Here is a 25,193-nt window from a genome sequence, read left to right on the forward strand (position 1 = left end):
TCGAGCCGCCGATCCCTCAGGCGAAGAGGTTCTCGGCGTCCACGATTGTGTAGGCGTAGCCCTGTTCGGCTAGGAAGCGTTGGCGGTGGGCGGCGAACTCGGCGTCGATGGTGTCTCGGGCGACGATCGAGTAGAAACGGGCGGTGCGGCCGTCGCCCTTGGGGCGGAGGACGCGGCCGAGGCGCTGGGCCTCTTCCTGGCGAGAGCCGAAGGTGCCGGAGACCTGGATGGCGACCGACGCCTCGGGCAGGTCGATGGAGAAGTTGGCGACCTTGCTGACCACCAGGCGGGTGATCTCGCCGTGGCGGAACGCGTCGAACAGGCGCTGGCGTTCGCGGACCGTGGTCTCGCCCTTGATCACCGGGCACTCCAACCGTTCGCCGAGCTCGTCCAGCTGGTCGATGTACTGACCGATCACGAGCAGCGGTTCACCGGCGTGATGGTCGGCGATCCGTCGTACCAGCCGGGACTTCGCCGGCGTGGACGCGGCCAGGCGGTAGCGGTCCTCGGGCTCGGCCGTCGCGTACACGAACCGCTCGGTCTGCTCCAGGTCGACCCGCACCTCGATGCAGTCCGCGGGCGCGATCCAGCCCTGCGCCTCGATGTCCTTCCACGGCGCGTCGTACCGCTTCGGGCCGATCAGCGAGAACACGTCACCCTCGCGACCGTCCTCGCGGACCAGCGTCGCCGTCAGACCGAGCCGGCGGCGGGTCTGCAGGTCGGCGGTCATCCGGAAGATCGGCGCGGGCAGCAGGTGCACCTCGTCGTACACGATCAGGCCCCAGTCGCGGGCGTCGAACAGCTCCAGGTGCGTGTAGACACCCTTCCGCCGCGTCGTCATCACCTGGTACGTCGCGATCGTGACCGGCCGGATCTCCTTGCGCGCACCGGAGTACTCGCCGATCTCCTCCTCGGTCAGCGTGGTGCGGCGCAGCAGCTCGTCCTTCCACTGCCGCGCGGACACCGTGTTGGTGACCAGGATCAGCGTGGTCGCGGAGGCCTGTGCCATCGCGGCCGCGCCGACGATCGTCTTGCCGGCACCACAGGGGAGTACGACGACCCCGGAGCCGCCGTGCCAGAACGAGTCGGTCGCCTGCTCCTGGTACGGGCGTAGCTCCCAGCCGTCAGTTACCAGGTCGATCTGGTGCGCCTCGCCGTCGACGTACCCGGCCAGGTCCTCGGCGGGCCAGCCGAGCTTCAGCAGGGTCTGCTTGAGGTGACCGCGCTCCGACGGGTGCACCAGGACGGTGTCGTCGTCGAGCCGCGCGCCCAGCATCGGCTTCACCTTGTTGCTGCGCAGCACCTCTTCCAGCACCGGCCGGTCGGTCGTCACGAGCACCAGCCCGTGCTCCGGATGCTTCTCGAGCCGCAGACGCCCGTACCGATCCAGGGTCTCGGCGATGTCGACGAGCAGCGAGTGCGGGACCGGGTAGCGGCTGTAGCGCAGCAGTACGTCGATCACCTGCTCCGCGTCGTGCCCGGCCGCGCGCGCGTTCCACAGGCCCAGCGGCGTCAGCCGGTAGGTGTGCACATGCTCCGGCGCCCGCTCCAACTCCGCAAACGGCGCAATCGCCTTCCGGCAGTCGTTCGCGTCCGCATGCGCGGTCTCCAACAACAACGTCTTGTCCGACTGCACGATCAGTGGACCGTCTGTCACCCGCAGCTCCTAACCTCGCCCCGACCCTCCATTGTGCCTGGTGCTGCAAATAAGCGGGTGACCTAGTCGACGGGGCGGGCTGTGGAGATTCGGTGGAGGGCGTAGGTGCGGGGGGTGTCGGCGGTGTCGTCGTAGGCGGTTAGCCAGCCGTCGGCTACTCGGACTGGTTCGACGATGCGTTCGGAGGAGTGGCCGTTGTGGTCGACGTACGCGATCCAGGTGCGGGTGTGGGCCTCGGCGGCGTTGGTGAGGACGGCGATCGTCTCGGCGGGGGCGGCGGGTTCGACGAGGCCCTGGTCGTCGGGGCGTTCGGCGGCGATGCGGTCGCCGGCGCGGACCTTCTCGATGACTGCCTTCACCTGGTCGTCGGTCAGGTCGAACGCGCTCTCGTTGAAGTCCCGGCTGGTACGACGCCGCGGTGCCTCGCCACGTCGCGGCGCGCCGGTCACGTGCAGTGCCCCGTCGAAGGTCTCGGCCAGCGGCGCCAGCCCGGCGTCCCGCAGCCGGCTCAGGACCATGTCCGGTGGGGACGGCGACACGACCACGGTCGGCGCCAACCGCCGGAACCGCACACCGGGCATGTTCGAGTTCAGCAGTTGGGTCAGCACGTTCTCGTCATCACACCGCAGGTACGTCGAGGCGGTCCCGAGTCGCAGTACGCCGTGGCGCCGTGCAACGTCGTCGATCAGGTACGCCAGCGGCTGCGGCACGGGAGTGCGCGAGTGCTCCGCCAACCAGCTGTGCAACTGCGCCGCGGTCCGCCCGAGATCGAACGCACGCCGCACCGAGCTGTCACTGAACCGGTAGACCCCAGCGCCACCGTCGGACTCGACATCCGCCATCGTGGACAGTTCGTCCTGCACGGCACGCACCAACGGTCCAGGAGCGATCGCGGTGAGGTCAGCCTGCAACAGCACCTCGGACACCGGCTCCGGCATCAACGGGCTGATCGCCTCGGCCAACTCGTCAACGGTCGGCTCCGCACCCAGCAACGGCTGCGCGTGCTTCGCCATCGAGCCCAGTCCGGTCAGCCCGAGCAGCGCGGCCTCGGTCACGCTCCACTGCACCAGGTCGTCCCGGAACTGCCCACCGCGCCGCGGCCGATGCCACGCCACCCAGGTCACCACGGTCTCCGGAGCCGGCGCAGTACCCGCACCTGCTTCGGCCAGCGCCTGCAGCGTCAGCACCCGGATCTCCGGTGCCAGCAACCGCTCCAGGTCCGGCGCCAGCGCGTTGATCAGCCGCTCCCGAGCAGCCGCCGTACCGCCGCCGCTGTCCCGTCGGCCGATCAGTCCGATCGCCCTGAGTCCGTTGAACCACGCAACGACGAGCTGAGCCCACCGGTGCGCCAGGTCCAGCTCCAGCCAGTCGTCGTAGGCACTGGTCGGCAGCCACAGCTCACTGGTGCCGACTTCGACCGCAGCAACCAGGCCGGCGGCGTACGCCATCTCCAGCACTGCTGCGGCGGTCTGCTCCTCCGCGCCGATCTTCCCGGCCAGACTGCGGAGCTCACGGACGCCAAGCCCACCAGTACGCAGCACCGGCGGCGGCTCGGTCCCCAGCTGCTCGAGAGCTCGGTCAACCAGCCGCACCAGGTCCAACGCCGCACCAGCGGCAGCCCGGTCGGCGATCGTCGCCGACACCTTCTTCCCGTCCAACGGCGGCGGCACCGGTCTAGTCGACGCCAGTACCCGCCCGCCCCGCAGATGCAGCCCGATCTGCCGCGGCAGCACCACGGTGTTCGGATCCTTGGGTACGACGAGCCCGCGCGCGAGCAACCGCTCCACGGGAGTACGGGCCGAGGCGATCGTCACCGGACGCTCCGCCTTCTCCACCGAGCCGGTCGGCGGACCCCAGGTCAGCTTGTCCAGCACTGCCCGCGCATCCGGACCGGCCTGCTCGATCAGCTTGTCCAGATCACCGAAGTGCCGCGTGGTCACCGGACCGAGTCCAGCCGGCGTCGGTCCGAGCAGTTCGTGCACCGCGCGGATCGGACGGAGGTCATCCGCGGCGCCCCACACCAAAGCGAGGTCCAGCAGCTCGTCGACCCGCGGCCGGACCACCTCTTCCGGCTGGTCGACGCCGCGCGCCAACGTCTCCAGATCGACCGGCTCGGGCAGTGCGGACAGCGACTCGAGCAGGTCCACGCCGAACTCGTCCAGCCGGTTGATCGCGCGCGCCGCGGACGCGTTGCTGGTCGCCCGCGCGGCGAGTTGGCCGGTGTCCGCGGGAATCGGCAGCGCCAGGTCGGGCCGCCGCCGGAGCAGCTCGCCGAGCGCGGCGTCGTCCCACGTCCGCAAGGCCTCAGCGAGGGTACGGGGGCGGGTCGGATCGGCGGTGCTCATCCTTCCAAAGGTACGGCCCCGGCGGTCTGCACCCCAAGGTCGGTCAGGATCCGGCCCAGGGTTTCTTCCAGCGGACTGTCCGGGCCGATCACGGTCTGCTCGATCCGGTCCAGGACGTCGTGCTCCCGGTACCAGTCCCGCATCATGTCCGGATCCACCCCGGGCATCACCCGCGTCCCGTGCCGTACGACGGTCTCCGTGAACGGGATGTCGAAGTAGTAGTGCAGCGTCGTCCCGCGATGGTCGGCGGTCAGCCGCCGCAGCATGTCGCCGTACCGCCCGTGGTCCAGGATGCCCTCGAGCACCACGTCGTACCCGTGGTCGAGGGCGTAGCGGACGGTTGTGTCGATCAGCCCGATGTTCACCCCGCCGGGGACGTCGCGCTCGCGGAGCAGGATCCGCCGGAGGTGGTCCTGCTCTACCCACGCCGTACCGCGGCCGAGTCGTTCCCGCAGCGCCTTCGCGGTCGTCGACTTGCCGGAGCCCGAGTTCCCTCGCAGTACGACGAGTCGCGTCGCCGGCGTACCGGTCACTCGGCTGCCCCGGCGCTCCCGATCCGATGGAAGCCGACACGCTCGTAGACGGCTGCGACGGCGTCGGACTCGGCTGACAGCAGCACCAGCTCCACTCCGTTGGCGAGCGCGTGCTCGACCAGTGTGGAGGTCACTGCGGCTGCCAGGCCGCGACGGCGCATGGACGGCAGCGTGCCGACGCCGACGATCTCAGTGGTCGAGTTGACCGGCTGGTGGGTCCCACTGGCCACCATGCCCTGCTCGGTGAACGCGCCGGCGGTGACTGCCACGCCCTGTAGTACCCGGTCTCTCAGCGTCGCTACGACGTCGTCCGGTACCGCTGCGGCTGCTACTTCGCGCTCAGTGGGTCCAGCAGTGCCGACCGCCGTGCCGGGCTCACCGAACGCGAGGCCGGCGACCGCACGCGCCTCCCGGACCATGACCTCGTCAGCGGACAGGATCTCGCAGCGCGCGTCAGCCAGGGCGGGCCGGAAGTCATCTCGCTGCAGCACGAGCAGCGGGTGCTCGACCACAGACAGACCTGCGGCGGCAGCAGCCGGTCCCAGCGACGGACAGGTCTCCACGACCCACTCGAAGCTCAGCGGGATCTCCAGCTCGGCACACCGCGCCCGCACCAGCTCGATGTCACTCGGCTCGATGGTCGCGCCGGATCCGGGTACTGGGCGGGCGTAGTACGGCCAGACGGTCGTACTACGGAACAGCGTGAACGGACCGACCTGTTCGGGAAACGCGCCGGACAGAGGGACGCTGTGAAGGTACTCATCGACTGTGCTGATCATCGCGAGGCAGTGAACCACCCGGACCGGGTCGACGCCAGTGGATATGTCGAGACGCGCCGAACGGCTCCGACGTACCACGTGTCAGCTAACACGACCGAGGAGCAACAGATGCAGAACGTGACGTCCGCGGACGGTACGACGATCGCCTACGACCGCCTGGGCAGCGGACAGCCGGTGATCCTGGTGGGCGGGGCGCTGTGCGACCGGCAGTCGTTCCGGCCGCTCGCCGACGAGCTGGCGAGCGAGTACGACGTGGTCACCTACGACCGGCGCGGCCGCGGTGACTCCGGCGCGGGTACGCCGTACGGCGTGCAGCGCGAGGTGGAGGACATCGCCGCCCTGGTCACGGCCCTCGGCGGTACGGCGGCCATCTACGGGCACTCGTCCGGCGCCGGGCTCGCGGCGATCGCGGCAAGCACCGGACTGCCGTTCACGAAGGTCGTGCTGCACGAGCCGCCGTACGGACCGGACGACGTCGACCCGTCGGACGGTGGGGACGAGGTGCTCGAACGGATCCGGGAGGGGCGCAACCTGGAGGCGGTCGAGCTGTTCCTGATGATGACGGGCATGCCGAAGCCCCAGGCGCTGCAGTGGGCGGCCACTCCCGGTCTGGCCGATCTCGCGCCGACGCTCGCCTACGACTTCGCCGTCATGGGGCACGGCCTGAACGGCACGGGTACGCCGGTCGAGCTGCTCCGCACGGTCAAGCCCGAGACGCTCGTCCTGGCCGGCACCGCGACGGCGCCGTTCATGATCGACGCGGCGCACCGCATCGTCTCGATCCTCCCGAACGCCGCCCTCACCGAACTCAAGGACCAGCACCACGCGGTCGCCCCCGAGGTGCTCGCCCCTGTGGTGGCTGACTTTCTCAGGCGATGATCTCGATCGACACCTTGTCCGGGTAGAAGGCGACGTGGTCGCGGATGTCGGCGACTGCGTCGTACGGCGCCTCGTAGGTCCAGACCGCGTTCGCCCCGTCCGCCCCGGCGGGGAGGACGTTGTAGTACGACGCGTCGCCCTTGTACGGGCAGTAGGTGTGGCGCTCGGTGCGCTCGAGCTGCGTGAAGTCGACGTCCTTGCGCGGGATGTACTGCACCGCCGGATAGCTCGCCTCCTGCAGCGACAGCGCGTCGCGGGTGTCCGCGACGACCCGGTCGCCGACCTTCACGACCACGCGGTCCGGGTTCTTTCCCACGGTGATCGGATGGTCCGGCCCGGGGATCTTCACAGTCTTCTCCGCCATAACTGCTGACAACCCAGCCACCTCTCATCCCATTCCCGGATGTTGGTGACTGGTGACGAACGTTGCCCCCGCGGCTTCCGCGAGCTCGGCGCCTAGGGCACCGGCCGGGGTGTACGCGCCGGGCCGGCCGTCGCCGCGAGCCAGTCGGACTGCTGTCTCCGCGGTGGCGTTCGCGGTGAACTCCATCGCGTCCCCGGTCCGCAGCCACGCCTCCCGCGTCGTACCGTCCGGCCACGTCACGACCGCATGACCCCACGAGTGCTCGCGCGGTCGCGGAGCCGGCTTGAACTCGGCCGCCGCCATCCGCCGTACGGCGAACCGTCGCAACGCCGGGATCCTCAACAGCGCACCTGCCACTGGCAGGATCGCCCGCACCGCAGGCGCCGACGGGACGAGTCCGGACGTCGCCACGACGTTCGGTGCACCACTCGCGAGCTGCGCCGCCAGCAGCTCGCCCGTCGGACCGCCCGCGGACTTCGCCGTCTGGCCATCCGGCAGCGCATGCACCCGCGGGTCGGCCGCCAGCCGCGTCGGGACCCGCCGACCGTCCTCGTACCGCAGTCCGCCCGTCGTCAGCCCCGACACGATCGACTGCGCCAACGCCTCGCCCAGCTGCCCACCCTCGATCGCGACCGACGGCAACGCATCCACCCGTACGTCGCGAGGCGTCGCCCGATCCGCACACAACAGCGCGACCACCGCCTCGGTCCCGAGCACCCCGAACCCGGCGCCGGTCACGAACGTGCTGCCCGCCGCCACGGCCTCGTCGTGCAGTGCGAGCAACCGCGGCATCGCGACCAGATCGTTGGCCAGGTCAACGTAATGTCCGCCCGGCAGACAGGCCCGGGCGATCGGTACGGCGGTCTCGGCGTACCCACCGATCGTGTTCACCACGACGGCCGGCCGGCGCCGCGCGATCTCGGCCGCCGCGTCCGCAGTCTCGATCACCTCGGCGTCGCCCAGCCCTACCTCCGCGGCGGTCTTGCGCAGCCGCTCGGCATTCCGCCCGACGAGCACCGGCGTACCTCCTCGGGCCGCGACCTGGGCGGCGATCTCGCGTCCGGTCCGCCCGGTGGCGCCAAGAATCCAGATGGCCATGCGTGCTCCTCGGTCTGATGTCTCAGGGTGTCATCACTGCGACGATAGCACGTCGATGACACTCTGAGACATCGCGATTGCTAGACTCCGGGCATGGCGCGATGGGACCCCGGTGCGGAGCAGCGGCTGCGGAAGGCCGCGCTCGAGCTGTACGCCGCACACGGGTACGACGCGGTGACGGTCAACCAGATCGCCGAGCACGCCGGCCTGACCCGGCGCTCGTACTTCCGCTACTTCCCGGACAAGCGCGAGGTCCTGTTCGCCGGCTCCGAGCGCCTGCCCGCCGCGGTGACCGACGCGATCCGCGCCGTCGACCCCACGGTCGCGCCGTGGCCCGCCGTACTGCAGGCCGCCGCGACCGTCGGCGAGCTCCTGGTCGATCTCGCCGAGGACACCGACGTACGGCGGGAAGTGATCGCGGCCAGCCCGGAACTGCAGGAGCGAGAGCGGACCAAGATGGCCTCGGTGACCGCCGCTCTGCGCGATGGGCTCGAGGAGCGTGGGTTGTCGCCCGACGACGCCGCGCTGGTGGCGCAGGTGGGGTCGGTCGTGTTCCAGAACGCGTTCAGCCGGTGGATCGACGGTGGCGGGCAGCGGACCTTCCGGTCCTGCCTCGATGCCGTCAGCGGGTCACTCGGTGGTGAACTCTTCCAGCTCGACGACTAGGCACGGTCCGCCGTCGAAGGCGCCACCGTCGATCCCCAGCGCGAGCCCATCGGCGTACAGGTGCGGGCCGGTCAGGAACTGTGGGTCGATCCCGAGCTGGTCGGCGACGATGCTGTGCCCGTGCACGATCCGGTGGCCGCCGAGGTGCTGCAGCATGATCCGGGCCACCTCCGGACCGCTCGCGCCGCGGAACGCGTACCGGGAGGTTGTGCGGCGCCAGATCTCCCACCAGACCTCGATGTCGTCGGAGTGCAGCTCGGCGCGGGCGGCAGTGTTGATCTGGTCGATCGTGTCGCCCCACTCGACGTACTCGGCGGTGTCGGAGTGCATCAGCAGATGGCCGGCGTCCAGCGCGAGCATCGGCCGGTCGAGCAGCCAGGCCACTTCCTCGTCGGTGAGCAGCTCCTGGTCGCGGTCCTGGCCGCCGTTCAGAGCCCAGGACCGCTCGAAGCTGCGCATGGTGATGCCGTCGTGCGGGACGAAGGTGTCGCCGAACTTGTGCATCCCGAGCGCGAGGATCTCGTGGTTGCCGAGCAGCATCCGGACCGCGTCGTCCGGTGCCTGGTCGATCAGGCCGCGCACGTAGCGGAGGACGCCGATGCCGTCCGGGCCGCGGTCGAAGAAGTCGCCGAGGAACCACAGTCGGGCGTCCGCGGCGGCCCAGTTGCCGTCGGCATCGGTGAGGCCGGCGGCGTGCAGGGCGGCGGTCAGTTTCTCCAGGTGGCCGTGGACGTCGCTCACGGCGAACACCCGCGTCATGTCATCCCCGAATGGTCAGCACGATCAGTACGACGTTCAGGGCCGTGACGGCGGTGGCTACCAGGCATGCGGCGAGAGTAGTCGCCCGACGGTTGACGAGGTCACCCATGACGCGCCGGGAAGCGGTCAATCTCACCAACGGCCACAACGCGCACGGGATGCCGAAGCTCAGCACCACCTGGGAAACCACCAGCGCCCGGCTCGGGTCGATGCCGATCGCGAGCACCAGCAGGGCGGGCACCAGCGTGATCAGCCGTCGGGCTGCCAGCGGGACGCGGCGCTGCCAGAACCCGTCCAGGATCACCGACCCGGCGTACGTCCCGACCGAGGAGGAGGCGAATCCGCTGGCCAGCAGGGCGAGCGCGAACAGCAGGGCCGGGAACTCTCCGAGCCGGACACCGATCGCGGAGTGGGCGGCGTCGAGCGAGTCGGCGCCGGTGCCCTTGAGGGAGGCGGCGGCGAGGACGACCATCGCCAGGTTGACCGCGCCGGCCAGCGCCATCGCGACGGCTACGTCCAGGCGGGTGGCCCGTAGTACCCGGGACTTGCCTTCGTCGGACCGGATGCTCTTCCAGTGCCGGTCGGTGACCAGGGCGCCGTGCAGCCAGATGGCGTGCGGCATCACGGTCGCGCCGAGCATGCCGGCCGCCAGCACCAGGGACTCGGTCCCGTCCAGGCGGGGCACCAGACCGCTGACCACGCCACTCGCCGACGGGTCAGCCTTAGCCGTCGACACCACGAAGCCGATCAGTACGACGGCCAGCAGTCCGATGATCGCGGCCTCGAACGGCCGTTGCCCGCGCTTCGACTGGTAGATCAGCAAGGCGAACGAGACGACGCCGGTGATCGCTCCGCCGAGCAGCAGTGGGACGTGGAACAGCAGGTTCAGCGCGATCGCACCGCCGACGACCTCGGCCAGGTCGGTCGCGACCGCGACGATCTCGGCCTGCGCCCACAGTCCGGTTGACGTCGAGCGTTTGAAATGGTCACGGCAGAGCTGCGGCAGGGTCCGCCCGGTGGCGATACTCGCCTTGGCCGCGAGGTACTGCACCAGGACGGCCATCAGGTTCGCGCCGACGACGACCCAGCACAGCAAGTAGCCGTACGTCGCCCCCGCGGCGATGTTGGTCGCGAAGTTGCCCGGGTCGACGTACGCAACTGCAGCAACGAACGCCGGTCCGAGCAGTAACAGCCCGGACCGGCTCAGTTGCCGCCGCAGCGGCGCCGGTGCATACATGAGAGAAGTCTCTACGAAGGCACCGACAACGCAACCCTTGTTCCGCTTTTGAGACGGGCCTTACGCCCAGCTGAAGTGCACTTCCAGGGTGACCTCGACGCTGCTGTCGCCCGGGGTGACGTTGATCGAGGCGTCGAGGTTCGCCTTCCGGCCCGCGGCGGACGCGGCGTACCGGATCGGAAACGCGTTCTGGGTCTCTGCGATCGCGGTGACCGAGCCCAGTGCGAAGCCGGCCAGCGTGGCCAGGTGCTCGGCCTTCGTCCGCGCCTGCTGGAAAGCGAGTTCCCGTGCCTGGGTCAGCAGGCCGGACTTGTCCTCGATGTCGAACTGCAGCCCGTTCAGGGTCAGACTGTTGCCCGCAGCATCGACCGCCGCGTTCAGCAGCGCTCCGAACCCGGTGAGGTCCTTCGTCTCGACCTGGATCATGTGTGACGCCTGGAACCCCACGTCAACCCCGGGCTCACGGAAGTGCTGGAACACGTTGACGGCGCTGGTGCCGAGCTGCGACTCCACGACGCCGCGTCCACGCAGAGCTGCGGTCACCGCCTCCGTGAGCTCACCGACCCGCGCCACCGCACTCGCCACGTCCGGTGCGAACGACTCGACCCCGAATGTCGCCCGCAGCACATCCGGCGCCCCACTGACCTGTCCTGACCCGACAACAGTCACCCCAGTATCCATGGCGGCCAGTCTGGCATCCCGCTCAACTGGCGCGGCGGATGATGCGAGCGGGGATGTCGTGGAGGTGGCAGAGCGACAGCAGTGCTGTGCCGTCGATGAGCTGGATGGGTTTGCCGTTGGCGAACTGGTAGCTGGTCGGTCCGAAACCGGAGGTGGTGATCAGGATGCCCTTGGTGGCGCCGGCGTCCACCACAGTGCCGAACAGGTCGCGTACGGCGGAAGGCGGCACGGTGCGGGTCCAGAGCTTGGCCTGGACGACGAACTTCCCACCGGTGATCGGCCGGGGATCGTAAGCCACGCAGTCGATCCCACCGTCCGTCCCGCGCCGAAACAGCTGCGCCTCCAGGCCCATCCGGGTGAGCAGGTTGTGTACGAGGTGTTCGAAGGACTCCGCACTCAGCTCCAGCAGATTGGGCCGGGCGTCGATCTCACTGATCACGTCGACCGCTTCGACAGCGCGTGGGTCGGTCAGGTCGAACTCCAGCACCGGCTCCACTGGCTGCAGCTCCTCCGGGTGCCGTGACACCTCTGCGGCGAAGAAGTGCCGGACACAGGCCACCGGATCGAGCTGATCCATCACCAGCGCCTGGTACTGCTCCCGCGTTGCCCGCAAGGTGATGAGGCACGGCCGCACGGTCTGACCGGTGGTGAGATCCACGGACTCGACCATCCCGTTGAACACGACCGTGTCGACCACGCCGTACCTGTCACTGCCGAAGACCAGGTGCAGCGCCCGCAGCGCGAGCTGGGCGACCAGCTGTTGGTAGAGCCGCCGCAGTTCCTGCGGATCCCGCAGTACGGCGAGCACTGCGTCGACGTCACGGTCATAGCGGTACGACGCCTCGGCAGGGACCGCAGTGACATCCGGGAGGTCCCACTCGAGCGCCAACAACGTCGACTCGGGCACGTACCCGACCTTGCGCCGGCGTGGGAAGTCCAACGGCTCGGGTACGCGGTCCAGCGCCTTGGTGAAGTAGCGGGTCACGGCGGCCCGGTCGTGGTTCTCCACCGCGCGCTGGTACGCGTCGACCCGCGCATGCTGCTCCGCGGTCGCCTCGTCGAGCCGGCGCTGGTGCTCGACCTGCTCCCGCAGCGCCTTGGCCACCCGCGTACGGCGGGTCTCCTCGGCGGCCCGGTGCCGCTCGATCGCCTCCGCGAACCGGTCCTCCGCGTCGGCGAGTCGACGCGCGAACCGGCGCTCGGCGCCCCACCAGCGGAACCTGCCCGGCGGGTGAGGTACGAACGCATCCCAGACAGGTCCGGGATGCGCCTCGAGATCGGCCGGTGACACGGTCGGCGGAGCCCGGCGCGGAGCCCGCTTCAGGGTCTGTAGATCGGCACCGTGTATGTCGATGGCGAGCGCGTCGGCCAGGACGGTGCCCAGGGTTCCGACGCGCTCCTGTACCGCAGCGGTACGTTGCGCCGCTTCGGCGGATCGACGCGGCGGACGGTCGCTGCGGGCGTGACCTTCCATGGATCGGCCCATCGCCTCACACCTCTCAGCTCCAATGTAACGGTCCAACCACGCTCCGCGACGGCGATGACGGAGAGTTGGAGAGGACATTGCTTGCCGTCCACCCCCTGTTTCCTGCCGCACGTGCAGGTGCTCGGTTCAGGGGAACGAAGAAAGAGGGCCCCTGTTTCCTGCCGCACGTGCACTTGCAGGCGCATCCGGCGCAGGTGACGATGACTTGATGAGCCTGCCGTCGTACGCGTCCGGGGTGTCCGAGGTTCCGTTGCTGGGCGAGACGATCGGCCAGAACCTCAGACGGACGATCGCGGCGTACGGCGATCGAGAGGCGCTGGTCGAGGTCCAGACCGGAAGGCGCTGGACGTACGACGAGTTCGGCGCCGAGGTGGAGCTGGTGGCGCGCGGCCTGATGGCGCGGGGGATCGCGCAAGGTGACCGGGTCGGCATCTGGGCCCCGAACCAGGCCGAGTGGACGATCACGCAGTACGCGACCGCTTTGATGGGCGCGATCCTGGTGAACATCAACCCGGCGTACCGCACCCACGAACTGGCGTACGCGCTGAACCAGTCAGGCGTCCGGCTGCTGGTGTCCGCGACCGCCTTCAAGGCCAGCGACTACCGCGCGATGATCGACGAGGTGCGCCCGGACTGCGCCGCGCTCGAGGAGACCGTCTACCTCGGCACCGGCGACTGGGACGCGCTCCGCGACGACGCGAGCCGGATCACCGTCGAGGCCCTGAACGCCCGCGAGTCCGAGCTGTCCTTCGACGACCCGATCAACATCCAGTACACCAGCGGTACGACGGGGTTCCCGAAGGGCGCGACACTCAGCCACCACAACATCCTGAACAACGGCTTCTTCGTCACCGAGACGATCGCGTTCACTCCCGAGGACCGGCTCTGCATCCCGGTGCCCTTCTACCACTGCTTCGGCATGGTGATGGGCAACCTCGGCTGCACCACCCACGGTGCCTGCATGGTGATCCCGGGGCCGGCGTTCGACCCGGCCGCCACGTTGCAGGCCGTCCAGGACGAGCGGTGCACCGGGTTGTACGGCGTACCAACGATGTTCATCGCCGAGCTCGGGCTGCCGGACTTCTCGGGGTACGACCTGAGCTCGTTGCGAACCGGGGTGATGGCCGGATCGCCGTGCCCGATCGAGGTGATGAAGCGCTGCGTCGCCGACATGCACATGGCCGAGGTCGCGATCTGCTACGGCATGACCGAGACGTCGCCGGTGTCCACTCAGACCCGCCGCGACGACGACCTGGACCGCCGTACGTCGACTGTCGGGCGGGTGCTGCCGCACGTCGAGGTGAAGCTCGTCGACCCGGCCACCGGCCTGGTCGTCCCGCGCGGCGGGACCGGCGAGCTGTGCACCCGCGGGTACTCCGTGATGCTCGGGTACTGGGACGAGCCGGAGAAGACCGCGGAGGCGATCGACCGGGCCCGCTGGATGCACACCGGCGATCTCGCGACGATGCGCGAGGACGGGTACGTGAAGATCGTCGGCCGGATCAAGGACATGGTGATCCGCGGTGGCGAGAACGTGTACCCGCGGGAGATCGAGGAGTTCCTCTACACCCACCCGTCGATCGCCGACGTCCAGGTCATTGGTGTCCCCGACGAGAAGTACGGCGAGGAACTTTGCGCCTGGATCAAGCTCAAGCCCGGCTCGGACCCGCTGGACGCGGACGCCGTCCGGGCCTTCGCGAACGGCCGGCTCGCGCACTTCAAGATCCCGAAGTACGTGCTGCTGGTGGACGACTTCCCGATGACCGTCACGGGCAAGATTCGCAAGGTCGAGATGCGTGAGAAGTCCGTCGAGCTCCTCGGACTGAACTGATCAGGCTGCCGATCCCGAACACGGCGCCGAGTCCGCACACCGCGGACCACCCGGCCCGCTCGTACAACGCGGTCGAGGCGATCGCGCCGACGCCGCTGCCCAGCGAGTAGAACACCATGTAGCCACCGATCAGCCGGCTGCCGGCGTCCGGCCGGTAGATCAGGCTCTGGTTGGTGACGTGCACAGCCTGTACGGCGAGATCGAGCAGCACCGCTCCGATCGCGAGCCCCACCAGGGACTGCGACGTCGCCAGCCAACTCGTTGCCAAGAGCACCGAAGCGGCGATCCTGACGGCCCGGCCGTGGCCACGATCGGCCAGCCGCCCGGCCGGTCCGGCGGCGAGCGCGCCGGCCGCGCCGATCAGGCCGAACGCACCGATCTCGGTGTGCGACAGGCCGCGTTCGGTGAGCGGCAGCGCGATCGAGGTCCACAGGGTGCTGAACGACGCGAAGACGAAGAACGCGCGGACCGCGCTCTCACGGAACAACGGCTCCCGCCATAGCCCGGCGGTGGATCGCAGCACCGCGCGGTAGGTGAGGTTGCTCGCGGGACGCGGTCTGGCGGGAGCGAAAGCGGCGGCGATGGCGAGGCAGACGGCGCAGGCGATCAGGTAGACGGATCGCCAACCGAGGAGGTCGGTGAGGATTCCCGACGTCGTGCGGGCCAGCAGGATGCCGATCACGATGCCGCTGGTGATGGTTCCGACGGTGCGGCCGCGTTCGGCGGGGTCGCTCATCGACGCGCCGAAGGCGACGAGGGACTGGGTGACGACGGCGAGGGCGCCGACCGCGGCGAGGCCGAGGAGCAGCATCGCGGAGTTCCTCGCCAACCCGGTCGCTAGCAGCGCCGCGGCCAGCAGGGCGAACTGGACCTTGATCAGGCGCCGCCGATCGAGCAGATCGCCCAGCGGTACCAGGAAGAACAGGCCGAGCCCGTACCCGGCCTGGGTGACCGTCACGAACACTCCGACCGTTCCGGGGGCGATCCCGAGGTCGCCGCCGATCGTCACGAGCAGCGGCTGGGCGAAGTACACCGTGGCGACCGCGACCCCGGCCGTCAGCGCGAGGAACAGCCTGTTTGGTTGCATCTTGCTACCGTAGGAGGAGTTGGTAGCATATTGCAACCAGGAGGTGTGGAGTGGTCAAGCGCACGAGATTCGACGGTGAGAGCTGCCCGGTCGCGCGGTCGGTGGACGCGGTCGGCGACTGGTGGTCGCTGCTGATCGTCCGCGACGCCTTCGACGGCAGCCGCCGGTTCGGCGACTTCCAGCGCAGCCTCGGCGTCGCGAAGAACATCCTCAGCTCGCGGCTCCGCGCACTGGTCGACAACGGCATCCTCGACCACACCGGCCCCGACTACGTCCTGACCGCCAAGGGTGAGGCGCTCTTCCCCGTGATCGTCGCCCTCCGCCAATGGGGCGAGGCTTTCGCCTTCGAGCCGGGCGAGGACCACTCAGTCCTCCTGGACCGCCGCGACCACCTACGGCTACGCCCCCTCGAAGTACACGCCGCCGACGGCCGCCCAATCACCCCGTCCGACACCGAGGTCCACAAGGTCTGACCGGCAGCTCGACAGGTAGAGCACAGGCGAGACGCTGTACACGGAACACCAATCACGCTCAGGTGCACTACCTGGCCGACCGACACCTCCTGTCGAGCTGCCGATCGCGCGTCTAGTCCCGCAGGTGTTCGGCGAAGGCTTTGACTGACGGGGTTTGTTCGCCGCGGCGCCAGATCAGGGTGAGGGCGGAGTCGGGGAGGCCGGTGAGGGGGACGGTGACGATGCCGGCGCGGCCGTTGAGGTCGGCGGTGGGGCGGCAGATGATCATCGCGCCGCGGTTGGCGGCGATCAGCGAGATGCCTTCCTGAAGGGTGTTGACGTCGGGCCCGCGGTGGATGAGTGCGCCGCCGGGTGTCTGCGTCGGAGCCTGGGCCTGCCGCCAGTAGTCGGGCGCAGGCCCGGCGAACGCGATCAGGGTTTCGCCGGCCAGGTCCTCCGCGTCGACCGAGTCCCGCCCGGCGAGCCGATGCCGCTCGCAGACCGCGAGGGTTTGCGGGTGGCGCGAGAAGACCGGACCGACGACCAGGTCATCCTCGGCGACCGGCAGCAGTACGACGGCAGCGTCGATCGTGCCGCGGCGAAGAGCGCCGAACGGATCGTTCAGCGGCAGCTCGCAGACATCGATCAGGCAGTTCGGATTGCGCGCCTGGAAGGCCGAAACCGCGGCGAGGATCTCGTCGCTCGCCGCACCCTGGAACCCGATCTTCAGCTTCCCCTGGACGCACGCGGCGTACTCGCGGGCGTTCTCGACGACCCGCTCCAGTGCCGCGTACGCCGGGCGCAGGGACGTCACCAGCTCCTTGCCCAGCGGGGTCAGCGCCACTCGCCGGCTGGTTCGCTCGAACAGCGGGCCGCCGATTCGGCGTTCGAGTGCCTGGAGTAGTTGGCTGACTCGGCTTTGCGAGAGGTAGAGGCGTTCCGCCGTGCGGCCGAAGTGGAGTTCGTCGGCGAGGACGAGGAAACACTCGAGTTCGCGGATCTCGACGGCCATGGGTCCAGGGTCATCGATTAGCTCAGCTAATACAAGGATGACCAGATCGCCGTTGTTCGGGACCACCGCTGAGCCGCTCACTGGTGACATGACAACGATCTGCGTCGACCAGCCGGTCTCCGGCGCGCGGGCCTGGGCCGCGTCCGTGACGATGGCCGCGACCGTGTTCACCGTGGTGACCGCCGAGATGCTGCCGGTCGGCCTGCTGACCCCGATGAGCGACGCCCTGCATGTCACCGAAGGAACCGCCGGCCTGAGCCTCACCGTCACCGGCGTCGTCTCCGCGATCGCCGCGCCCGTCCTCCCGCTGCTGCTCGGCAAACTCGACCGCCGCACGGTGCTGATCGGCCTGATGCTCCTGCTCGCCGCGGCCGGCTTCCTCGCCGCGATCGCCCCGGCGTACTCCGTCTTCGTCAGCGGCCGGGTGTTGATGGGGATCTCGATCGGCGGCGTCTGGCTGTTCACGGTCGGCCTCGCGCGTCGCGTCGTACCTGCGCATGCGTCCGGTCCCGCGACGTCGCTCATCTTCAGCGGGATCGGAATCGCTTCTGTACTGGGGATTCCGGCCGGCGCGTACGTCGGCGAGCTTGTCGGCTGGCGCTGGGCCTTCGCGGGTGTCGGGCTGCTGTCCATCGCACTGGCTGCCGCGCTGACCATCTACCTACCGCCACTGGCCGCCGAGAAAGCAGTGCGCTTCAACGACGTGGCGAAGGTGCTGCAGGTCAAGCAGGTGCGCGTCGGTCTGGTGCTCGTCGGGCTCATCGTGACCGGCCACTTCGCGGCGTACACCTATGTCCGTCCGCTCCTCGAACCGCACACGGGCCCTGCACTGATCGGCACCCTGCTGCTCGCGTACGGCGTGGCCGGTGTCATCGGCAACTTCCTCACCGGCGCTCTCCGCCCGGCCCGCGCCCTGACCCTCATCGCAGCCGGCATCGCGTTGACCGCCTTCGCCCTGCCCGTCGTCGGCACCACCCTCGCCGGATCCCTTGTCCTGCTGGTGATCTGGGGCCTCGCGTACGGCGGGACGACGGTCAGCACGCAAGCGTGGGGACATGCCGCGGCACCCACCGCGCCCGAAGCATCCTCCGCCGTCCTCGTCGGGACCTACAACGGATCCATCGCCCTGGGTGCCTTCGCCGGCGGCCAGGTCGCCGATCACCTTGGTACGACGACCGTCACCTGGCTGCCCGCAACGCTGGCAACCGCCGCCCTGCTGGTCCTGTTAGCGAACCGCCGCCAGCGCGGCTGAGTCCTCGTCGCCGAAGGTGTCCTCGAGCTTCTCCGGCGAGTAGTCGAGATCGATCCCGGCCACGTCCGCGCCGACCGCCGACTCGATCGCGCCGAGGCGGCGGGTCGCGCGATCACCGGCGTACGTCATCAACGCCGTCGGGCTGATCTCCGGCGGGAGTTCCGGCGAGTTGTCGAGAGCCCACTGGATCTGCGTCAACGCGTGCGGGAGGAGCTCCTCCATCGTGTCCGTGACGACCTTCCAGTTCGACGCGTCACCGGCGACGTGCCGGCGGCAGGTGAACGTGCCCCACGCCATGTGCCGCCGCTCGTCGTCGCCGATCCGGCGGATCAGTTCCTGCATGCCGGGCAGGACGCCGCGCGACGTGCAGAGCAGGTTCCACGCGTGGTACCCGGTGAGGGCCAGAGTCCCTTCCACCACGTGGTTGTAGGTCACCGACGCCCGGACCTGGTTGGCCGGCGACGGGTCGTCGGCGAGCGACTTCAGCGCGACCGGCAGCGCCTCGTAGAAGATCGCGCGGTACCCCGGGTTGTTCTCGACGTACCGGTGCAGGTCCTCGGTGACGCCGACCGCGTCCAGCCAGAGCCGGAAGACCGCGGTGTGCTTGGCCTCCTCGAAGCAGAACTGGGTCAGGTACATCTCGTCGCCGAACCGGCCCTCGGCGGCCATCGCCTGCAGGAACGGCTGTAGATCCTCGGTCACCGCCTCCTCGCCCGCGATGAACTGCGAGCAGAGCATCAACGCGTTGTCCTTGTCGTTGTCGCCCAGCTCCTGCCAGTCCTTGGCGTCCTGGCTGAAGTCGATGTCGCGCGGGTTCCAGAACTTGCGGTTGCCCTTGTCGAACAGACGCAGGGGCAGCGCGTCCCAGTTCAGGCCACCGGACCGCAGCGAGCTGAAACCCTTACGGTGCAGTTCGTTCATACGTGCTGCCTCCTCGTCTCGGACAGGAACGGAGAGAGGACGCGAGCCAGTTGCGCGGCCACCACCGCCGGGGGAGGGCCCGGCGTGACAATGTGGCTCAGGACGACGCGTAACGCGACGTCGACGCAACTGGTCGCGTCCTCGGCTGGGACCTCCGGCCAGTGCTCCCTGACATGGGCATCCAGCCGGAGGTGTGCCAGTTCCAGCACCTGCTGCCCCCGTGTGGTCAGCAGCTGACTGGCCTGGTCCGATCCCGGCTGGCTCAGCGCCGCCTTCACCAGCGGGTTCTCCCCGGCCAGCGTGAGGGCCCGCTCGACCGCGGCCCGCAGGCCGTCGATCGGGTCGGACTCCTCGGCGAGCGCCGCGTTCACATCCAGCAGGAACCGTTCGGTCTCGCGCGCCGCGACGGCTTCCAGTACGCCCCACTTGTCGCCGAACTCGTTGTACACGGTCTGGCGGGACACCCCGGTACGACGGGCTACCTCGGCCATCCGAAGTCCGTCGTACCCACCTGTTTCGATGGCGTCCTGTGCGGCGTCGAGCAGCTCGTCGTGGAGCCGGCGTTTGGTCCGATCGGCAAACGAGTCCATGGGGACGAGGGTTTACAAAATCGTCTCCGGTGTCAAGTGTTCGGACATCGTGTCTTCGTTTGTCAAATGCTGGAGTAGTGCGAGGCGTCACCCGATCGCGGCGTACTGCGGACGCCGTCGACGCTCACCGGGACGTCGCCGGCGAGCGTGATCCGGTGCAGGCGGCGCGGCAGGTCGTCATAGTCGGCGACGCCGAAGTGCTGGGTGGCGCGGTTGTCCCAGATCGCCAGGTCGCCCGGCTGCCACTGCCAGCGGACGGTGTTGTCGAGGTTGGTGATCCGGTTCTGCAGGAGCTGGAACAGCGCGCTCGTCTCGGTGCTGCTGAGGCCCACGAAGCGGCGGACGAAGTGCCCGAGGACGAACGCCCGCTCACCGGTCTCGGGATGCACGCGGACCACCGGGTGCTCGGTCTCGAACAGCTTCGACTCGAACTGTTTGTGGTGCTCCTCGAACTTCACGTCGACCCCGCCGATCCGGCCCTCGTCCGCATGGCCGGCGTAGTCGTACACGTTGCTGTGCACGGCCCACAGTCGGTCGACCAGGGCCTTGAGCGACTCGGGCAGTTGGGCGTACGCGCGGACGGTGTTGGCCCACGTCGTCCCACCGCCGTACGCCGGCAGCGTGACCGCGCGGAGCAGGCTGATCGCGGGCACACGGTCGACGAACGTGACGTCGGTGTGCCAGCTGTTCGCCTTGCTGTAGTCGGAGTCGATCGGCAGTACCTCGGCCGCGCCGTCGAGGCTCTTCGAGGTCGGGTGCGCGAGGGTCGGCGTGCCGAGCAGGCGCGCGAACGCCAGCTGGCCGGCGTCGTCGAGGTGGTGCTGCTCGCGGAAGAAGATCACCTTGTGGTCGAGCAACGCCTGCCGGATCGCGGCGACGGTCGGCGGCGCGAGGTCGCCCCCGAGCCGGACGTTCCCGATCACGGCGCCGAGCGCGCCGCCGGCCTTGTCGACGGTGATCTCCGGTGCTTCCAGTTGCGCTGTCATGACTGCTCCCTCACGGTCGGTGATCTCCCATAATCCGACCGATTTAGTAGACATAGGGTCTGTTTCGGGATGCGAGACCGTGTCGGTGACGGGTCACGTAGTGTGGGGGACGTGTCAGCCGCCGCTCTTGAACCCGCCCCCGACACCGCCGACGTCCCGGAGTTGGTGGTCGGCTTCGACCTCGACATGACGCTGATCGACTCTCGGCCAGGGATCCAGGCCGTCTGGGACCTGCTGGCCGCGGAGACCGGCGTCGCCATCGACACCGACCTGGTGGTGAGCCGGCTCGGCCCGCCGCTGACCTGGGAGATGGCGAACTGGTTCCCGCCGGAGCAGGTCGACGCGATGGTGTCGCGGTACCGCGAGCACTACCCGTCGCACGCGATCACGGGCAGCCTGCCGCTGCCCGGCGTGGCCGAGTCGCTGGCCGCGATCCGGGCGCTGCGCGGGCGGACGATGGTGGTGTCCGCGAAGTACACGCCGTCGGTCCGGCTGCACCTCGAGCACCTCGGCCTGGACGTCGACGAGCCCGTCGGTGACCTGCACGGAGCCGAGAAGGGTACGGCGCTCCGCGAGCACCGGGCCACGATCTACGTCGGTGATCACACCGCCGACATCGACGGTGCACACGCCGCCGGTGCGGTCGCGGTGTCGGTGGCGACCGGTCCGTTCACGGCCGACGAGCTGCGGGCGTACGGCGCCGACGTCGTACTGAACGATCTGACCGAGTTCCCGGCGTGGCTTGACGCGTATGTGCTCGAGCAGCGGCTGGAAGCGTTGATGCGGCGGCTGTCGACGTACGACACGATGGTCGTCGCGTTCAGCGGTGGCGCCGACTCGGCGTTCCTGCTGGCGGCTGCCGCGCGAGCGATCGGCGCGGCCAATGTCGTTGCGGCGACTGCGATCTCGCCGTCGTTGCCGGCGGCCGAGCTGGAGCCGGCGGCGCGGTTCGCGGACGGGATCGGCGTACGGCATGTCACCCCGCACACGCACGAGATGGAGCGCGAGGGTTACCAGGCGAACTCGGGGGCCCGCTGCTACTTCTGCAAGGCCGAACTGATCGAGACGCTGCAACCGATCGCCGACGAGTTCGGTATCACCGCGATCGCGACCGGGACGAACGCCGACGACGCGATCGCCGGTTTCCGGCCCGGCATCCGCGCGGCCCACGAGCGCGGTGCGCTGACCCCGCTGAAGGACGCGCGGCTGACCAAGGCCCAGATCCGTACGGCGTCGCGCAGCTGGGGTCTCGAGACCTCGGACAAGCCGGCCGCCGCCTGTCTGTCCAGCCGGATCGCGTACGGCATCCGGATCACCCCGAACCTGCTCGTCCGCGTCGATCGCGCCGAGCAGGCGGTGCGTGCGCAGCTGACGGCGTACGACGTCCAGAACGTGCGCGTGCGGGACCTGGGGGAGAGTGCGTCGATCGAGATCGACGCCGCTTTGCTCGACCGGATCGACCAGCAGACGCTGGTGGATGCCGTGGTGGCGGAAGGGTTCGCGGCCGCGCAGGTCGACCCGCGCGGGTTCCGGTCCGGGTCGATGAACGAGCGGCTTTCGGAGCCCGACAAGTACCGGAATTTGTAGGGATGCGGGGAGGCTGCTCGATCAGGTAGTTTCCCGGAGGCGCCGTCGCGCAGGTTCACGTACGCTGGGTTTCCGATCGGACTTCACGGTCCGATGGGCTTCCGAACGATTGACGACTGAAGAGGTTTCCCGTGCCCGTTGGCAAGGTGAAGTGGTATGACTCCGACAAGGGGTTCGGATTCCTCAGCAAGGAGGAGGGCGGGGACGTCTACGTCCGCGCCGAGGCCTTGCCGTCCGGTGTGACCAACCTGAAGCCGGGGCAGAAGGTCGAGTTCGGCGTCGTCGAGGGCCGCAAGGGCGAGCAGGCCCTGCAGGTCCGGCTGATCGACCCGCCGCCGTCGGTGGCGAAGGCGATGCGGCCGAAGCCGGAGGACATGCAGGTCGTCATCGAGGACCTGATCAAGCTCCTCGACCGCCTCGGCGAGGGCTACCGCCGCGGCCGCCAGCCCGACAACAAGTCCGCCCGCCAGGTCGCGACGGTCCTGCGCGGCGTCGCGGACAAACTCGACGTCTGATCAACTGCTGCGGCGGTTGATCAAGGATTCGATGCCGTCGAGCACTGTAGTGAGGCCGAAGTAGAACTCCGACGGGTCGTTGTCGACGTAATCCATCGGCTCGTCGAGCCCGGCCGCGATGGTCGGGAACCGGTCCGGCGTGGCCAGGCCCCGCAGCCGGCGGACGTACCGCTCGCCGGCCGCCGCGGCCTCGTCCGGCGGCATGCTCAGCATGCTCGCGCTCAGTCCGGTGGTGCCGCGGACGTAGATGTTCACCAGCAGCATCGCCGACATCCGGTCACCCGGCGTCAGCGGTGTGTTCGCGAACGCGCGCAGGCCCTCCTCCATCCAGACCAGCTGGTTGGGTGACAGCGGCGGCTCGACCACCGGCACCTGCAGGATCCACGGATGCGCCAGCAACGCGGCCTGGAACGCGGTCGCCCAGGCGGTGATGCGGTCCCGCCAGTCTTGCCCGTCGCTCGCCTCGGGTGGCAGTCCGAACGCCTGGTCGAGCATCACGACGTACAGGTCGTCCTTGGCCTCGACGTACCGGTAGAGCGCCATCGTGGTGACGCCGAGCTCGGCGGCGACCTTGCTCATCGACAGCGCGCCCAGCCCGCCCGCGTCCGCGAGCTTGATCGCCGCGCGCCCGATGTCGCTCACCTGGAACGCCGGCTTCGGCCCCGGCCGCGACCGCCCCTCGATCCCCCAGAGCTGCTGAAGCACCCGCGGCAGTTCGCTCTCGTCCATGGTCTCCACCCTTCCCTCCCACCGCCGAGCGGAGCGAGGCCGTCTTTTCTCCCTCTCCACCGCCGAGCGGAGCGAGGCCGTCTTCCCTTGGATCCTATCTGTTTACAACATAGACAGTCATGTCCTATGGTCTGTGTATGGCGCACACAGTGTGCGGCGTAGACAGATAAACCGGAGGGGCATCATGGGGACCACCGAACGGGCGGGCCGCAAGGAATGGATCGCGCTCGGCGTGCTCGCACTGCCGCTGCTGCTGGTCTCGATGGACGTCTCGGTCCTGTACTTCGCGGTTCCGTTCATCAGCGCGGACCTCGGGGTGAACGCGACCGAGCAGCTGTGGATCTTCGACATCTACGGGTTCGTCCTCGCCGGTCTGCTGATCACCATGGGCTCGCTCGGTGACCGGATCGGCCGCCGCCGGCTGCTGATCCTCGGCGCGATCGGGTTCGGCGTCGCCTCGCTCGCCGCGGCGTACGCGCAGAGCCCGGAACAGTTGATCGCGGCTCGAGCGCTGCTCGGGATCGGCGGTGCGACGCTGATGCCCTCGACCTTGGCCCTGATCCGGAACATGTTCCACGACGCCAAGCAGCGGTCGAAGGCGATCGCGTTCTGGAGCGCGGTGATGATGGGCGGGATCACCCTCGGCCCGGTGCTCGGTGGGTTCCTGCTGGAGCACTTCTGGTGGGGTTCGGTGTTCCTGATCAACACCCCGGCGATGGTTCTGCTGCTGATTCTCGCGCCGATTCTGCTGCCCGAGTTCAAGACCGCGGCCCGTGGACGCTTCGATCTGCTGGGTTCGGTGCTGTCGCTGGCCGCCGTGCTTCCGGTCATCTGGGGGATTAAAGAAATCGCTGCGAACGGTGTTTCCACGCTGCCGGTGGTGGCGATCGTGGCCGGGCTGATCTTCGGAGCGCTGTTCGTGCAGCGGCAGCGGACCGCGGCGCACCCGATGGTCGAGCTGGCGATGTTCCGGAACCGGGCGTTCAGCGGGTCGCTGGCCGCGAACACTGTCGGCACCCTGGCGCTGGTCGGCAACGCGGTGTTCCTCACCCAGTACCTGCAGCTGGTGCACGGCCTGAGCCCGCTGAAGGCCGCACTGTGGTCGCTGGCGCCGTCGGTGCTGGTCGGTGGCGCGGCGCCGCTGGCCACCGCGCTGGCCAACAAGATGGACCGGGCGTACGTGATCGGCGGTGCCTTCGTCCTCGCGGCTTCGGGGTACGGCGTCCTGACCCAGGTGCACCCCGACTCGTCGCTGGCCGTGCCGCTGACCGGAGCCGGTCTGCTGGCCGCCGGCCTGGTGATGGTGATGACCTTGGTCACCGAGGCCGTCGTCGGTTCGGTCGCTCCGGAGCGGGCCGGGTCCGCGTCCGCGGTGATGGAGACCTGCTCGGAGTTCGGTGGCGCGCTCGGGATCGCGGTCCTCGGCTCGATCGGTACGGCGGCTTACCGCGCCGACCTCCCGTCGAACCTGCCAGCGGGCGTCGCCGCACCGGTTCGCGAGGGCCTGCCGGCCGCGACCGCGGCGGCGTCCCACCTGCCGGCGGAACTGGCCGGCACCGTCCTGACCACCGCGCAGCACGCCTTCACCCACAGCATGAACGTGGTCGCGCTCGTCGGGACCGTGCTCCTGCTGGTCACCGCGGTCACCGCCACCCTCACCCTCCGCGGGACTGCCCCCGCCGAGGAGCCGGCCGCCGAGGAGGCTGAACTAGTCAGCGCATCCTGAAACCGATCTGAACCCGAAGCG

24 protein-coding genes are annotated in these 25,193 nt (G+C 69.3%); 8 read left to right on the plus strand and 16 right to left on the minus strand.

The genetic code is table 11. The features are described 5' to 3' along the window. Nucleotides 1-16: 16 nt before the first annotated feature. From ACWGID_RS13935 to ACWGID_RS13950, 4 genes are all read right to left on the minus strand, one after another. Nucleotides 17-1,657, minus strand: a complete 1,641-nt coding sequence (locus tag ACWGID_RS13935; protein ID WP_452196829.1) for a DNA repair helicase XPB — start codon at nt 1,655-1,657, stop codon at nt 17-19. Nucleotides 1,658-1,719: 62 nt separating this feature from the next. After that, nucleotides 1,720-4,002, minus strand: a complete 2,283-nt coding sequence (locus ACWGID_RS13940; RefSeq protein ID WP_452196830.1) for a helicase-associated domain-containing protein — start codon at nt 4,000-4,002, stop codon at nt 1,720-1,722. Next, nucleotides 3,999-4,535 carry a zeta toxin family protein gene (locus ACWGID_RS13945; RefSeq protein ID WP_452196831.1) on the minus strand — a complete coding sequence of 179 codons (537 nt, stop codon included), beginning with the start codon at nt 4,533-4,535 and terminating at the stop codon, nt 3,999-4,001. Before ACWGID_RS13945 ends, ACWGID_RS13940 begins: the two co-directional genes overlap by 4 nt. After that, complete coding sequence (locus tag ACWGID_RS13950; RefSeq protein ID WP_452196832.1) at nt 4,532-5,314, minus strand: GNAT family N-acetyltransferase; 783 nt, start codon at nt 5,312-5,314, stop codon at nt 4,532-4,534. Before ACWGID_RS13950 ends, ACWGID_RS13945 begins: the two co-directional genes overlap by 4 nt. Before the next feature lie 108 nt (nt 5,315-5,422). Between ACWGID_RS13950 and ACWGID_RS13955 the strand changes: the two genes are divergently transcribed. Then, nucleotides 5,423-6,193: an alpha/beta fold hydrolase gene (locus tag ACWGID_RS13955; RefSeq protein WP_452196833.1), complete on the plus strand. Its 771-nt coding sequence runs from the start codon at nt 5,423-5,425 to the stop codon at nt 6,191-6,193. Here the strand turns inward: ACWGID_RS13955 and ACWGID_RS13960 are convergent. Both ACWGID_RS13960 and ACWGID_RS13965 read right to left on the minus strand, forming a co-directional pair. Then, the gene (locus ACWGID_RS13960) at nt 6,183-6,557 is read right to left on the minus strand and encodes a DUF427 domain-containing protein (protein ID WP_452196834.1); all 375 of its coding nucleotides are present in this window, start codon (nt 6,555-6,557) and stop codon (nt 6,183-6,185) included. The genes ACWGID_RS13955 and ACWGID_RS13960 overlap by 11 nt on opposite strands. Nucleotides 6,558-6,581: 24 nt before the next feature. Then, nucleotides 6,582-7,655 (minus strand): saccharopine dehydrogenase NADP-binding domain-containing protein, encoded by a 1,074-nt coding sequence (locus ACWGID_RS13965; RefSeq protein WP_452196835.1) that lies wholly within the window; start codon nt 7,653-7,655, stop codon nt 6,582-6,584. A 93-nt stretch (nt 7,656-7,748) separates the two neighbouring features. On the opposite strand from ACWGID_RS13965, the gene ACWGID_RS13970 reads away from it, so the two are divergent. Continuing rightward, a complete protein-coding gene (locus tag ACWGID_RS13970) occupies nt 7,749-8,321 on the plus strand; it encodes a TetR/AcrR family transcriptional regulator (protein ID WP_452196836.1) in 573 nt (190 codons plus the stop codon). Here ACWGID_RS13970 and ACWGID_RS13975 read toward each other — a convergent pair. From ACWGID_RS13975 to ACWGID_RS13990, 4 genes are read right to left on the minus strand one after another with little or no spacing between them, the layout of a single operon-like run. Further along, a complete protein-coding gene (locus ACWGID_RS13975; protein ID WP_452196837.1) occupies nt 8,286-9,062 on the minus strand; it encodes a metallophosphoesterase in 777 nt (258 codons plus the stop codon). The two genes, ACWGID_RS13970 and ACWGID_RS13975, sit on opposite strands and share 36 nt — an antisense overlap. 19 nt (nt 9,063-9,081) lie before the next feature. Continuing rightward, a complete protein-coding gene (locus ACWGID_RS13980) occupies nt 9,082-10,317 on the minus strand; it encodes an Nramp family divalent metal transporter (RefSeq protein ID WP_452196838.1) in 1,236 nt (411 codons plus the stop codon). A gap of 60 nt (nt 10,318-10,377) precedes the next feature. Continuing rightward, complete coding sequence (locus tag ACWGID_RS13985) at nt 10,378-10,998, minus strand: SIMPL domain-containing protein (protein ID WP_452196839.1); 621 nt, start codon at nt 10,996-10,998, stop codon at nt 10,378-10,380. Nucleotides 10,999-11,020: 22 nt separating this feature from the next. Then, on the minus strand, nt 11,021-12,484 hold the full coding sequence (locus tag ACWGID_RS13990) for a restriction endonuclease (protein ID WP_452196840.1): 1,464 nt from the start codon (nt 12,482-12,484) through the stop codon (nt 11,021-11,023). A 208-nt stretch (nt 12,485-12,692) separates the two neighbouring features. Here ACWGID_RS13990 and ACWGID_RS13995 point away from each other — a divergent pair, with 208 nt between their 5' ends. Beyond that, nucleotides 12,693-14,315, plus strand: coding sequence for an AMP-binding protein (locus ACWGID_RS13995; protein WP_452196841.1), 1,623 nt, complete (start codon nt 12,693-12,695; stop codon nt 14,313-14,315). Here ACWGID_RS13995 and ACWGID_RS14000 read toward each other — a convergent pair. Beyond that, on the minus strand, nt 14,251-15,402 hold the full coding sequence (locus tag ACWGID_RS14000) for an MFS transporter (protein WP_452196842.1): 1,152 nt from the start codon (nt 15,400-15,402) through the stop codon (nt 14,251-14,253). The genes ACWGID_RS13995 and ACWGID_RS14000 overlap by 65 nt on opposite strands. Nucleotides 15,403-15,452: 50 nt before the next feature. On the opposite strand from ACWGID_RS14000, the gene ACWGID_RS14005 reads away from it, so the two are divergent. After that, on the plus strand, nt 15,453-15,875 hold the full coding sequence (locus ACWGID_RS14005) for a winged helix-turn-helix transcriptional regulator (protein ID WP_452196843.1): 423 nt from the start codon (nt 15,453-15,455) through the stop codon (nt 15,873-15,875). A 112-nt stretch (nt 15,876-15,987) separates the two neighbouring features. Here the strand turns inward: ACWGID_RS14005 and ACWGID_RS14010 are convergent, their stop codons facing one another. Then, entirely contained in the window at nt 15,988-16,866 is an 879-nt protein-coding gene (locus tag ACWGID_RS14010; protein ID WP_452196844.1) for a LysR family transcriptional regulator, read from the minus strand. An 88-nt stretch (nt 16,867-16,954) separates the two neighbouring features. On the opposite strand from ACWGID_RS14010, the gene ACWGID_RS14015 reads away from it, so the two are divergent. After that, entirely contained in the window at nt 16,955-18,118 is a 1,164-nt protein-coding gene (locus ACWGID_RS14015; protein WP_452196845.1) for an MFS transporter, read from the plus strand. Here the strand turns inward: ACWGID_RS14015 and ACWGID_RS14020 are convergent. From ACWGID_RS14020 to ACWGID_RS14030, 3 genes are all read right to left on the minus strand, one after another. Further along, entirely contained in the window at nt 18,092-19,039 is a 948-nt protein-coding gene (locus ACWGID_RS14020; protein ID WP_452196846.1) for a R2-like ligand-binding oxidase, read from the minus strand. The genes ACWGID_RS14015 and ACWGID_RS14020 overlap by 27 nt on opposite strands. After that, complete coding sequence (locus tag ACWGID_RS14025) at nt 19,036-19,629, minus strand: TetR family transcriptional regulator (protein WP_452196847.1); 594 nt, start codon at nt 19,627-19,629, stop codon at nt 19,036-19,038. Before ACWGID_RS14025 ends, ACWGID_RS14020 begins: the two co-directional genes overlap by 4 nt. Before the next feature lie 62 nt (nt 19,630-19,691). Beyond that, complete coding sequence (locus ACWGID_RS14030) at nt 19,692-20,615, minus strand: TauD/TfdA dioxygenase family protein (protein ID WP_452196848.1); 924 nt, start codon at nt 20,613-20,615, stop codon at nt 19,692-19,694. A 111-nt stretch (nt 20,616-20,726) separates the two neighbouring features. On the opposite strand from ACWGID_RS14030, the gene larE reads away from it, so the two are divergent. Together larE and ACWGID_RS14040 are read left to right on the plus strand one after the other, a co-directional pair. Then, nucleotides 20,727-22,202 carry an ATP-dependent sacrificial sulfur transferase LarE gene (gene larE, locus ACWGID_RS14035; RefSeq protein WP_452196849.1) on the plus strand — a complete coding sequence of 492 codons (1,476 nt, stop codon included), beginning with the start codon at nt 20,727-20,729 and terminating at the stop codon, nt 22,200-22,202. 131 nt (nt 22,203-22,333) lie between these two features. Next, nucleotides 22,334-22,717, plus strand: a complete 384-nt coding sequence (locus ACWGID_RS14040; RefSeq protein ID WP_452196850.1) for a cold-shock protein — start codon at nt 22,334-22,336, stop codon at nt 22,715-22,717. Here the strand turns inward: ACWGID_RS14040 and ACWGID_RS14045 are convergent, their stop codons facing one another. Continuing rightward, a complete protein-coding gene (locus ACWGID_RS14045; RefSeq protein ID WP_452196851.1) occupies nt 22,718-23,446 on the minus strand; it encodes a TetR/AcrR family transcriptional regulator in 729 nt (242 codons plus the stop codon). A 184-nt stretch (nt 23,447-23,630) separates the two neighbouring features. On the opposite strand from ACWGID_RS14045, the gene ACWGID_RS14050 reads away from it, so the two are divergent. Next, nucleotides 23,631-25,172: an MFS transporter gene (locus ACWGID_RS14050; RefSeq protein ID WP_452196852.1), complete on the plus strand. Its 1,542-nt coding sequence runs from the start codon at nt 23,631-23,633 to the stop codon at nt 25,170-25,172. Nucleotides 25,173-25,193: the final 21 nt, after the last annotated feature.

This window comes from Kribbella sp. NPDC054772, assembly GCF_053611945.1.